Origin of the sequence: Desulfovibrio sp. 3_1_syn3, from assembly GCF_000145315.2 — a bacterium.
GTDB classification, from domain to species: Bacteria; Desulfobacterota; Desulfovibrionia; order Desulfovibrionales; family Desulfovibrionaceae; genus Desulfovibrio; species Desulfovibrio fairfieldensis.
Map to the genome: position 1 here is coordinate 937492 of NZ_ADDR02000001.1, position 12076 is coordinate 949567.

General features: G+C 62.8%; 7 protein-coding genes and 1 pseudogene. 3 read left to right on the forward strand and 5 right to left on the reverse strand.

What is annotated here, in order from left to right; translation table 11 throughout:
- Positions 1 to 5: 5 nt before the first annotated feature.
- Both HMPREF0326_RS04025 and mtnA read right to left on the reverse strand, forming a co-directional pair.
- Positions 6 to 1955, reverse strand: coding sequence for a TIGR04326 family surface carbohydrate biosynthesis protein (locus HMPREF0326_RS04025; protein ID WP_008683113.1), 1950 nt, complete (start codon positions 1953 to 1955; stop codon positions 6 to 8).
- On the reverse strand, positions 1952 to 3010 hold the full coding sequence (gene mtnA / locus HMPREF0326_RS04030) for an S-methyl-5-thioribose-1-phosphate isomerase (RefSeq protein ID WP_008683115.1): 1059 nt from the start codon (positions 3008 to 3010) through the stop codon (positions 1952 to 1954). Before mtnA ends, HMPREF0326_RS04025 begins: the two co-directional genes overlap by 4 nt.
- Before the next feature lie 181 nt (positions 3011 to 3191).
- Between mtnA and HMPREF0326_RS04035 the strand changes: the two genes are divergently transcribed.
- Positions 3192 to 3746, forward strand: a complete 555-nt coding sequence (locus tag HMPREF0326_RS04035) for a hypothetical protein (protein ID WP_008683117.1) — start codon at positions 3192 to 3194, stop codon at positions 3744 to 3746.
- A gap of 219 nt (positions 3747 to 3965) precedes the next feature.
- Positions 3966 to 4421, forward strand: coding sequence for an IS200/IS605 family transposase (tnpA, locus tag HMPREF0326_RS04040; protein ID WP_008686514.1), 456 nt, complete (start codon positions 3966 to 3968; stop codon positions 4419 to 4421).
- Positions 4422 to 4562: 141 nt separating this feature from the next.
- On the opposite strand, the gene HMPREF0326_RS04045 is transcribed toward tnpA, so the two are convergent.
- The 3 genes from HMPREF0326_RS04045 to HMPREF0326_RS04055 all read right to left on the reverse strand — a co-directional run bounded on the left by HMPREF0326_RS04045 (position 4563) and on the right by HMPREF0326_RS04055 (position 11454).
- Complete coding sequence (locus HMPREF0326_RS04045) at positions 4563 to 4901, reverse strand: DUF3467 domain-containing protein (protein ID WP_008683119.1); 339 nt, start codon at positions 4899 to 4901, stop codon at positions 4563 to 4565.
- A 2-nt stretch (positions 4902 to 4903) separates the two neighbouring features.
- A complete protein-coding gene (locus HMPREF0326_RS04050; RefSeq protein WP_008683121.1) occupies positions 4904 to 5482 on the reverse strand; it encodes an OmpH family outer membrane protein in 579 nt (192 codons plus the stop codon).
- Positions 5483 to 6240: 758 nt separating this feature from the next.
- A complete protein-coding gene (locus tag HMPREF0326_RS04055) occupies positions 6241 to 11454 on the reverse strand; it encodes an autotransporter domain-containing protein (protein ID WP_020990235.1) in 5214 nt (1737 codons plus the stop codon).
- 398 nt (positions 11455 to 11852) lie between these two features.
- On the opposite strand from HMPREF0326_RS04055, the pseudogene HMPREF0326_RS15870 reads away from it, so the two are divergent.
- Positions 11853 to 12005: pseudogene (locus tag HMPREF0326_RS15870) on the forward strand (Txe/YoeB family addiction module toxin); the annotation flags it as partial.
- Between the last annotated feature and the right edge of the window lie 71 nt (positions 12006 to 12076).

The window sequence follows — 12076 nt, forward strand, 5'->3', positions numbered from 1 at the left end:
CGGCCTCACAAGCCCAGAAGTTGCCGCCAGCGCGGCAGTTCCGGGTTCAGATCCAGATAATCGGGCGGCAGGTCCAGGGGCGCCGCCGTTGCCAGGGCCAGACGCACGTCCTCCAGATCGCCGGTGCGCGGCAGTTCCGGCACATCCTGCAAGGGGCAGAGGTCGAAGTCGTCGCTGGGCAGCATGACCATGACCGGCAGGCCCTTGAGCGCCGCTTCCAGGGCGGCGGTGGTGGAATTGGAGGCCCAGACCGTCACGCCGGGCCGCAACTGTTCGGCAATGGGGCCGTCCGCCAGGCGGATTTCACGCATCCGGCGGCCCAGCAGGGCGCGCAGGCGTTCTTCCACGGACAGGTAGGGATGGGGCTTGACGACAATATCCCAGCCTTCCAGCAGCCCGGCATGCACGGCGCGCGCCAGCAACACCAGATGGGCCTCGGTTTCGTCGTTGAAAAAGCTGGTCAGGACCAGCAGCCGTTTGAGGCCGCCCGCGGGCGTAGTCGGCGCGGGGTCCGGGGCTTCCGTTTGCGCCGGAGCCGCGTCGGCCAGGTAGAGATAGCGCAGGGCCTCCACTTCGCCCAGGCGTTCGGGCGGCATGCCCGCGTCCAGCCACTGGCGGCAGGCCGAACGGCCGTTGCCCCGGATGGCGTCAGGCTGGAAGATCGCGCAGTCCGGCGCGCTGAAGGTACGCGGATCGTCGAAATAGCGGAAGTCCGTGGGCCGGATGGTGGAATGCTGCGCGCCGAAGACCGGCCCGTTCCCGGCCTCATGCGCGGCCTGGGTCAGCATGCGCTCCCAGGGGCAGTTTTCCAGCGGGAAGAGGGTCCAGCGCTGCGGCCCGGCGCAGTGCGCATAGCTCTTGAAGCCCCGGTTCTGAAGGCAGCGCTCCAGGCCGCGCCAGCCCCGGAAGGATTCGGCCCAGTCCCCCTTGGCGTAGTCCCAGAAATTGAGCCGGGATCCGGCGAAGTGAAAGGCCGGGCGCGCGTGTTTTTCCAGACGCAGGCTGGCCCAGCAAAGGCGCAGATGCCGCCACAGGGCCGCCCAGAGATCCCGGTGGCGCAGAAATTCCTCCAGATAGTGGAAGGAAAGGCCATCCTTGCCTTCCTCGCGGAAGCGGTCGCGCAGTTTGCGGCATTGGGCGAAGGAGAGCTGGGGCGCGGGAAAGCGGATGAACAGCCAGCGCACGAACTGCGTGCCTTCACGCCGGGCCTCCGCGTCAAGAACGTCGTGCAGCTTTTCCCAGTAGCGGGAGCGGAAGCGTCCCAGACCGGCGGCGTGCATGTCCAGATTGGGGAAATAGGTAACGATGCCGGCCGTGTTTTGCTGCCCGGACGCGGGCCTCGGCGTGAGGCAGGTTTTGCCGGTACGCACGCAGGGCAGTTTGCGTCGTACGGTCCACCACCAGTGCGCGTAGCGGGCCGCGGCCCGCAAGGGCGCGGGGCAGGCGTTGTAGATTCGCCGCAGCAGGCTTTGCGCGGGCTTGAGGCGCAGTCCCGGCTCGTGGCACTCCACAAAAAGGCGGCCCGACACGGCGCAGAAATCCGCCAGCGTGTGGCGCAGGGTGGCGTCGCCGCCGCAGAGCCGCAGGGCCGTGAAGGCTTCCTCGTCCATGAGGCGCTCCAGGGCGCGCAGCTTGTAGATAGTATAGAGATTGGGCGTCATCCTGGGATGGCGCTCGTAGAGCAGGGAGCACCACCACATGGACAGGCTTTCCCCGGCTTTGAGTTTCTCCTGCAGCTCCTTGCGGCCCACGCGCAGACGGCCCAGATCATAGGCCCAGGCCGCATGTTCGGCGCGGATCGCCACCAGGTCCGCATGGAGACGCGCGGGTAGGGATATCCGGCCTTCCGGCACTTCCCAGGCGCTCCAGTGGGCGACGGCCTGTCCCTGACCGGAGGCGGGCGACGGTACGGACGGCTCCTTGGCCGGTTCCACCAGCAGCACCAGTTCTTTCATGGGCGCGCCTCCGTCGCGGCTTCTTTCAGGGCCGCGCGGACAGCCGGGCCGTAGGGCGGCCGCAGCACGCCCGCTTCGGTGATGATGCCGCTGATCAGCGCCGCCGGGGTCACGTCAAAAGCGAAATTGTAGACCGGCACGTCCTCGGGCGTCACGCGCTGCCCCCCCGCATGGGTCACCTCCCCGGTCGGGCGTTCCTCAATGGGAATGGCCGTGCCGTCGGCCGTTTGCGGGTCAATGGTCGAGAGCGGCGCGGCCACATAGAAGGGGATGCCGAAATGCCGCGCCAGCAGGGCCACGCCGAAGGTGCCGATCTTGTTGGCCGCGTCGCCGTTGGCCGCGATGCGGTCCGCGCCCACCACCACGCGCTGGACGAGCCCTTTCTGCATCAGCAGGGCGCAGGCGTTGTCGCAGGCCACGGTAACCGGAATGCCGTCCTTGTGCAGTTCCCAGGCTGTGAGCCGCGCGCCCTGCAAAAAAGGCCGGGTTTCATCGGCAATGACCCGGATGCGCTTGCCCTGTTCCACTGCGGCGCGGATCACGCCCAGAGCCGTGCCGTAGCCCGCCGTTGCCAGGGCCCCGGCGTTGCAGTGGGTGAGCACCGTGTCCCCGTCCTCAAGGCAGTCCGCGCCGAAGCGGCCCAGGCGCTTGCAGGCGGCCACATCCTCGTCCTGCATGGTCCGGGCCTCGCGCAGAAAAAGTTCCAGCAGGGCGGGGCGGCCCACATCCCCGGCGGCGCGTCGGCATGCGCGCATGCGCTCCACGGCCCAGCGCAGATTCACGGCCGTGGGCCGGGCGGCGGCAATGGCCTCCAGGGCGGCGTCCAGGCGTTCCTGCCAGCCGTCGCCGTCCCCGGTCCGGGAGACGGCCAGGGCGCAGCCCCAGGCGGCGGTGACGCCGATGGCCGGAGCGCCGCGTACCACCATGGTTTGCAGAGCCGTGATCACCTCGTCGGGCGTGCGGCAGACGAAATCCGCCTCCTCTCCCGGCAAAAGGCGTTGGTCCAGCAGATGCAGTTCCAGGGCGTCGCGGTCAAAACGGATGTGGTCGTTCATGGCGTCTCCTTGTTCCCTGCCTTACACGACAATGCGTCCGATGGCAAAAAGCGGCTTGCCGGAAGAGTGCCCGCGCCGGTATGGGGTCGGGTTCTGGACAGTCCCGCAAGCCGGGCATAGAGTTGCTCCGGCGGCAGGGGATTGTGCCCGCGCCGCCCACTACTCAGGAGGAAATCAAGATATGCGTTATGCATGGACTTTGCTGCTGGCCGGGGCATTGAGCCTGGGTCTGGCGGGCGCGGCACTGGCGGCTCCGGACGGCTTCAAGGAGCACAAACTGCCGGGCTTGGCCATCGACCTGCCCTCGGACTGGCAAATCGCCCCCAAGGAGGCTCTGGCCCAAGTGCAGAAGCAGGCCGGGGACATGAAGGTGCTGCTGATGGCCCAGAGCCCGGAAGTGCCGCAGTTCGCCATCATGGAGCAGCCCGTGGGCGAGATGGACCAGGCCGCTTTCGCCAAACTGGATGAGGACGGCGTCAAGGAAATCTGCGCGCAGGCCATTGACGGCTTCAAGCGGGGCGGCGCCACGGAAGTGAACTGCGCGCGCGAAACAACGGCCAAGGGCGCGGCTCTGGCCGTGGCCGCGCTGTTCCCGGCCAGGGGCCTGTGCAATGTGAGCTGGGGATTTTACGAAGGTAAAAAGACCCTGGCCGTGAGCGCCATGCTCCGGCAGCGCGACACCAAACTGCCCGCCCAGCTGCAAACCGTTTTGAAGAGCATCAAGCTGGGCAACTAGAACAGTTACCACTTGAAATGCTTTGTCATGCAAAGGGCCGCGTCAGCACGACGCGGCCCTTTTGCGTAAGGGGCTTTAGCCAGTTGAGCGAGCGTTTGCGAGCGAAACAGAAATCCACCCGCTATGCGGGTGGAAATAATTTGTTATACAAAAAACACCTTTCCCATACGATAGAGTTGTTCAAGCCCATCGTAATTTTTAAGGGAAAGGTGTTTTTATATGGGAACTCGAGTTCAAAGTTTAGCCCACACAAAATGGTTGTGCAAGTATCACATTGTCTTTTCTCCAAAATACAGGCGGAAAATAATATTTGCCAACATTCGAGAAAGTATCGGAGAAATTCTTAAGGACTTATGCAAATATAAAGGTGTTGAAATTATCGAGGGCCATCTCATGCCGGATCATGTGCACATGCTGGTGAGTATTCCTCCAAAAATCAGTGTATCAAGTTTCATGGGGTACCTGAAAGGAAAAAGCTCATTGATGATTTTCGATAAGCATGCAAACCTGAAGTACAAATTTGGCAATAGGAAATTCTGGGCGGAAGGATATTTCGTCAGTACGGTAGGACTCAATGAGGTAACGGTCAAAAAATACATTCAGCAGCAAGAGAAGCATGATATTCTGCAAGATCGAGTAAGTACCCGAGAATACCAAAACCCCTTCCAGGGGTAAGCCAAAGCGGCAAGGGCACTGGGCTTGAACAAAGTGAAAGCCAGCGCCTTTAGACGCTGGCCGGTAACAAGCCCTTATAGGGCTGGAGCAAACCACCCGCTATGCGGGTGGTTTTGATTGGTTTCGGGTCGTAAAGTCGGCTCAGCTTTGCGGGCTGTTGTCGTGGAAACGGGCGGCCTGCTCCTTGAGCGTGCGGTCCAGGGCCAGGAGCAGGCGTTGGGCCGAGGCCGGGGTCATGACGATGCGCCGGTCCAGGTCCACGGCCAGGACGTTTTCAGTACCGCCGTCCTGGGTGTTCAGGCTTTCGGGCTGGCTCAGGCCGCAGCAGAGGATGACCTCCTCCGCCGTGCAGCGGGTCTGGAAGACATTGGCGTAGGACGTGGCAAGGTGGGAGCTGTTCAGGGCTACGCGGATCTGTTGGCCTTCGGCGGAAGCGGCGGCTTCGGCCCCGGTCTTGCCGGAATTTTTCTGTGCGCTCATGCTTACTTCCTTTTTGCGCCGGGGGCGGCGTTGTGATTGGCTTGGCCGGGGGTTTCCGGCGTTTTCCCCTTCTCGCCGGGCAGCTTGACGGACACCACGGGCAACGCCGGGAAGACGGCCTTGCGGGCGTCCATGCCCTTGAGTATGGCTGCGGTGATGTCCAGGCCGGCGTCGGCGTCCAGCACATTCCGGCGGGGCAGAACCAGGGCGGCCTTGTGGGCCTTGCGCCAGGCTTTGACCTCTTCCAGAAGCAGGCCGTTGACGACATTTTGTACGGCGGCCTCCTCGGCGGCCATCTGGCGGCGGAGGGTCAGCGCGCCGTCGCGGAGCACGGCCTCGCGCTCCTTGTCCGGAGCTTTGGCCCAGGCTTTTTGCAGGTCGGCAAAGCCCTGTTCCAGGCGCTGGCGGGCCTTGGCCAGATGGGCGCGCCCGGCCTCGGCGGCACGGGATTGTGACATGATCCGCTCCAGATCGACCACGGCTGTCTGGGGCGCGGCGCTGGTGCTGCCCTCCAGACAGCCGCCCAGGAGGCAGGCGGCAAGGAGGGCCGTGAGGGCAAGCGTTGTTGCAATGTGGCGCATGGGGATGATTTCCTGTTTTTTATCTGTGTTGTGTCATTGAGGGCCTTTTTATCCTGTCAGACGGAAAGGGCTTGTCACATGGATGATGTTCTGTGTGCCCTGCGGGCACGAGGGCTTTACGCCTCCCGGCCCCCTACAACCCCCTGCCCCCGTTGTACGTCGTAACGTGGTGACGCGGCGTCCCACGGGTCTTGCTTGCGTGGCTCGCTGCGCCCCGAAATCGCCGCGCGTCAGCATTTTCCGGGCATGGGGCCAGTGTCTTTCTCAACGACAGTCAGTTGATGGCATTGCGCGGCGCGGAGGGAGATCGCCTGAACCTGCGAAAGCAGGTGAAGGAAGCTCCCGCAGCAAACGCCGCGCAGCCCCCGGAAGCCGGAAGCGCTGGAAAACCTAAGCAGGGTATGGGGGTTGCAAGGGGGGCTAGGGGCGGCAGCCCCTGACCCCCTGCCCGCGCCGGAGGCGGCCCATCGCCGCTCAGGCGAAACAAGCCGTGCCCGCAGGGCACACAAAGCCTCATCCATATGACAAGCCCCGCCCCACAAAAAACGGCGCGGCGGAATTCACCCGCCGCGCCGTTGCCCGCGCCCTTCAGGAAGGGACAAGAGCGCGGACTTCAGGAGGTGCCGCCCGTCGGGGAAGCGATGTCGGCGGACGGCAACCGGACCCGGGAAGCCCCCGCCTCCCGGATGTCCGGGCGCGGCGGCTCCTTACCCAATGGAGCCGCCGCGCTGATGCTGATAACGCTTCTGGTTGTCGGTTTAGAACTCGTAGCGGAATGTCCCGAACACGCCGTGCGCCGTGCTCTTCGCGCCGAGCTGGATGTTGTAGTTCACGCCCAGGGACGTGGTTTCGTTGCCGAATTCCAAACCGGCCTGGCCCATGTAGGAGACGTAATCCATGGTCTGGGTGTCCAGTTCCGCCTTGGTGCCCGTGCCGGTGAAGCGCACGTCGCTGCGGGCGTCGATGTCCCCGGCGGCCGGAATCACGGCCAGGTCCAGGCTGGGCTTGAAGTGCCAGCCGTTGCCGGTCTCGACCTGCTTGCTGAAGGCCACGCCCACCGGGAAGGTCCAGATGCTCTGGTTGATGGCGTCGCCCTTGAGCAGTGTGCCGCCGGACTTCACGTCGTATTCGTCGGTGTTCAGGCTCATGTAGCGCACGCCCACGTGCGGGATGATATCCAGCGCGCTGGTTTCGATTTTGTACTCGCCGCGTAGGCCCGCACTGATGGCGTAGGCCGTCACGTCGCTCTTGAGCTTGCCCATCTGCATGCTTGCGGGCAGGTCCTGCTCCAGCTTGTTGTAGGTGGAGGTGTAGTTCACGTCGGCGGTCACGCCGAAGTTGTTCTGAGCCCAACCGGCATACGCGCCGATGCCCCAGAAGTTCATGTTGTTGGTGGTTTCGTTGAGATCGCCGGAGCCCTGCGCGTAGCCGCCGCCGATGTTGAAGGTGATGCCTGCGCGGATGGCGTTGTCGAAGGTGTAATCCGCGCCGATGGCCACGCCGCCCAGGCCGCCGCTGAAGTCCATGTCGAAGTTTCCGGCCTTCATGCCGAAGCCGTTGGAGCTCTGGTAGAGAGGCATGATCCACATGGCGAAGCCGGTCCTGGCGGCGTCGCCCGCGGAAGCGCCGGTTTGCATGGAGCCGTCCGGGGCCACGCTCTGGATGGCGTTGCCGCCGGGCTGGGCCAGGCTGGTACGCTGGGTTACGGCATTGCCCGCCGCGTTGCTGGCCGCCATGGTCATCTGCGGCACCGCGCCGACGAGCGCCATGCGCGCCGCGCTTTCAATGGTCACGGCGGCAGCGGCGTCATTGTTCAGATAGTTTTCGCTGATGGCCCGGTTCAGGAATCGGACGCCCTTGGTCTCGGACATTTCACCGGCCGTGCCGGTGTCGCCCGCCAGGGCCATGTTGTTCACCACCTTGACCAGTTCGCCGTCGAGCTTGGGCATGAAGGCGGCGGCGGACGTCAGCGCGCCCTTGTATTCGCCGGTGGCGCTCTTTTCCAGATGCACCAGCTTGGAGTCCGTGGAGAGGTTCGCGCCCACCCAGGCCGTGGAGTCGGCTTCGGTCGTGGCGTTGCCGTCAGCATCTTTGTAGGCGATGCCGCCGTCAAGATTGGTGCCCAGCACGGTGTACTGTTCACCGATTTTTGCCCCGGCGATGCGCAGTTTCGCGCCGTCGGTCAGGTTGACAACGCCGCTCGCCGTGTTGGAGGACAACGCTCCTTCTGGATCAAGTGCCGCGTCGGCGCTGACCACCAGCAGGGATTTGCCGGAGAAGTCAAGCTGGTTGGGGGTGAAGGTGAATGCGGTGCCGCCGCTGGAGGTCTTGGTGCCGTCCACCACAATGCCGTGAGCTCCGTCCAGTACCTGGGCCGTGTAGATGCCCAGAGCGGAATCCACGCCGTTTTCCGTCAGGCCCGCGCCGTTGGTCGCGGCATTGACCTGTCCGGCCAACCAGCTTGTGTCCGTGGTGCCGATGGCGGCCATGGAGTTCATGCCCACGCCCACGTTGCCGTTGATTTCAACGTCCGCTACGGTAGTCCCGGTAAAGGAGCCCACGGCTACGTTGGTGGACGCCGTGCCCCAGGCCGGGTCAATAAGCAGATCATTGCCGCTGAGATTCAACGCATCCACCATCAGCGTCGTGCCGCCCTTGGTATCCGCGTTGCTGCCCACGGTCAGGTCGCCGGACATAATCAGTTTTTCAGCGGACAGCGAAGAGCCGTTGGAGAGGGTGGTGGCTCCCGCCGTCAGTTCGCCCACCACGCCGCTGGCATTATTCAGGGCCAGAGAGCCCACGGAGCTGGCATCCTTGGTGTTCAGAACGCCGTCGGTCACGGTCACATCGCCGCTGGCGGTCAGGGTTTTGGCCTGTACGTTGGTGGCGGTGACGTCCTTGGCGGCAATCGTGCCATTCTCGGCGGCAAGGGTAAGGCTCTCGCCCGCGTCGGCAAGGATATCCTGACTGTTGGCCGTGATGTCGCCCGTGTCGGCGACAATCACGCCGCTGGCGTTGCTCGCGCCAGCACTCAGGGTCACGTCGCCGTTGGCGGAACGGATTGTGCCGTTGTTCAGGCCGGTCACGGTATTGGTAACAGTGATGTTACCTGTGGCTTTGACTATGCCGTTATCGGCGGCCAGCGTATCAGTCTTAATGACGCCATTGGAAACCACAGTGCCGCCGATACCGTTAACCTCGGCTACCGCAGTGGCCGCGCCGATGCTGTCCGCCGTGAGGGTCGCTCCGGCGGCATTAACCGCGCCCTTCCCCTCAATCGTCCCTGTCAAGAAAAAGGCGTTGCCGCTGCCCACCGCATTGAGCGTGGCTGTGCCGGTATTGTTGACTGCCAGGGTCACATTGCCCACCTTGCCGCTGTTGTCAGCGTCAGAGGTGCCGAGCGTAACGACCGCGTCTTTAGGGACGGAATTGTCACCCACACTAATGTCAGCAGCGGTGCCGGACTTGTCTACAATATTTCCACCGTTGGCATTACCGGCCAGTTGCAGGGTTCCGGATTCAGTCTTGAGCGAATCGCTGGTCACGACCTTGTTGTAGCCGCCCGTGAGAGACGTTGCACTGCTCGCCCCGGTAATGGTAGCCTGCAGGGTTTCATCGTTTTTGACGCCGCCGGTGCTTCCGCCATCTTTTACATCATTAAAGGCAACCGTTTTGTTGCCTGATGTATCCGTTGCCACCAATCCTGTGATTTTCGTGCTGCCAAGATCCAGCAGACCGTCACCAGTTACTAACTTTCCTTTCATATCCGAGAACGCAGCTTTACTCATCTCGGCAAAGCCGTTCACTTTCAGGGTGCCGCCCGCGTTGACCCCAACCTGGGCGACCGAGGTATTTAGGGAGAAGACATCGCCGGAGAACGTGCCTGTAACGACGCTCTGGACGTCCAGGGTACCAAGATTGTTAACCGCTACGGCGACAGTTTTCAGTGACGTTCCGGCAGTTGTGCCGGTCACCGTCAACTTGCCGTCAGCGCCCGCGCCGCCCACCGTGAGCGTGCCGCCGCTCTGGTTCAGGCTGTCCACGGTCAGGCTGCCGTTGTTCACGGCCACCGCGCCCGCCTTCTGGGTCAACGTCGCCAGGGTCAGGTCGGCCTTGGCGGCGTTGCTGCCCACGGTCAGCCCGGAGGCGCTCACGCCTTTAGCGGCTGCGGAAGAGTCCACGGTCAGGCTGTCCACGCCGTTCAGCGCGCCGCCGGCCAGGGTCAGGCCATGGAAGGCCAGTTGGCCGTCCGCACCGCCGTTATAAGTGACAGAACCGCCGGTCAGGGTCGCATTCACCTCGCCTGTGGCGAAATTCAGCTTGCCCTTGTCGGCCACGGTAATAGCGCCGCCGGAAAGGTTGAACGCGCCGCCCTTGGTCACACCAGCGAGCCCGGCGTCTACCGCACCGCCCTTCTTGGATTTCCCGGCCACGGTCAGGGCGCCTGCCACATCAATGGAGCCGCCGCTCATATTGGTTTCGCGGGCCAGGATGTAGCCGGTCTTGCCCGCGTTTACCGTAATGCCGGCGTTGTCGCTGATATTCAGGGACACAAAGTCCGTGCCAGCATCCGTGGAAGAGGCATAGAGCACGGAATTCGTGCCGTCCATGACGATCTTGGCATCGCCGGAAAGATTCATCTGGCCGCCAGCCCAGTTCGCATCAACCCCGGCAAAGAGCACGCCGGAAGTGCCCAGGGTCACCGTGCCGCCGGAAATATTGGTCTGGTTTTCGTTGTTCACGCCGTAGCCGCCCAACCGGGGGCCGTTGTCCCAGGCTGTCACGGAACCGCCCTCGGCAAGGCCGATTTCAACCGTGCCGCCGCTGATTTCCAGATTGCCCACCTGCATGTCGCCGTTGAGCTGACCGTGACCGCCGTTGTTAACGGAGGCGTCGCCCTTGACCACAAGTTTGCCGTCGGAAAGGCTGTAGCCGCTGTTGGTATAGCTGAAGTTGTTCAGCGTGCCGTCCGCGCTGCCGTCAGGCTTTTCCGTCCAGAGCGTGCCGTTGACGGTCAGCGTGCCGCCTTCCTGGTTGATCTGGGTATAGGGAGCATAGAGCGCGCCGTTCTTCGCCACGGTCACGTCGCCGGAGGAAAGGTTGAAGACGCCGCTCTTGCCGTCGGCGGCGCTGCCGTCATACACGACACTACCGCCTCTCGCGCCTGTGTCCGGCTGAAGCAGCAGATTGCCATTTACGTTGAGTTTGCCGCCGGTCATGTCCAGCGTCGGGGCGCTCATCACGCCGTACTTGCCGGCGTCCACATTGATGACGGCCGTGCCGCCGATGGTGTTCTCACTGGTAAACATGATATGGGCCGCGTTGTTGCCGAAACCGCCGCTGGTGTCGGTGCCCTGCATATTGATGGTGCCGCCGGTAATGGAGAAGTGATTTCCGGCGAAGAGCTCACTGTTGACCTGCATGTTGACGGTGCCGCCGGTGATGTCCATGCCCTTGTATGCGCCGATGTAGGCGGCATTTTCCCAGGCCGCGCCCGCTTTGCCGGTCAGCTCCACCGTGCCGCCCTCAATGCGCGCGGTGTTGACGTCCATGCTGGTGTACGCGCTGCTCCCGTCCACGGCTAGCGAGCCGCTCTTCATGGTCACGTCCATGCCGGTCGTCACGCCGGATTGCCCGTCATAGTTGTAATGCACGAGGCGAGCGCCATTGCTCAGCGACAACGCGCCGCCGTCAATAGTCAGCGTTGTGGTGGCGACGTTTTTGCCGCCGCTCTGATCCTTATCCGGAACGATGTCAAAGAGTGTGCTGACATTTTCAGTTTTGCTTGTGCCTATGGTAACCGTCTCCTCATCCCAAGGGGCAGGTACGGGAGCCGCCCCGGCCATGCCCGCCGCGCCCACGGTCAGCGCGCCCGTCAGGGCCAGGGTGCCGAACAAGTTCAGCAGGCGGCATTTTTTAAGCACAGCCCGATATTTATTGACAAGATTGCCGATAGCGCCCTTCGTTAGCATAGCATACCTCCTAGGAGCATCCGCTCCTCAAGAATTCATACGGAGCCCAATGCTCCCTTCCTTTGCCGACAGATGTACTGTCGGTTTCCGGCTGGGCTTCGAGAATTTATGGGAGAGCTATCTTTGTGAAATAATGAGTATTTTTATAAAGTAGAAATTGGGAATTTTTTATTAGAGATATGCTATTGCAAATTTAGGCGGCTGAAAGTATCATTATTCAACAACTCATTGACAGTACATCTGTCGATGAGTTGTATACATATCCGTTGGATATGCGTGCGGACATTTCCGATATCTGTCGTGAGTGCAGTATAACAGCCCGTTTTTCCTGTTTTTCAGGCCCGGAATAACGCCTCTGGCCTGAACGGCCCCGGTGCGGACGGCATGAGGCCCCGCGCGACCCCGGTTCCGGGCCGGGCAAACCGGAAGCGCTGAAATTCGACCTCAGCGGCTGCTGGTCACGCCGGATTGATCTCGCCCACCGCCTTGTCTATCGGGTGGATGAGCCCGCCGGGCAGCTTATTGTGCTGCAATGCCGTTATCGCTACTGACGGCGTTCTTTCCCCGCTCGCGCCGCGCCTGTCCGGCCCGGCAAATTCCTTTACAAAAAGACGCGCCGTTG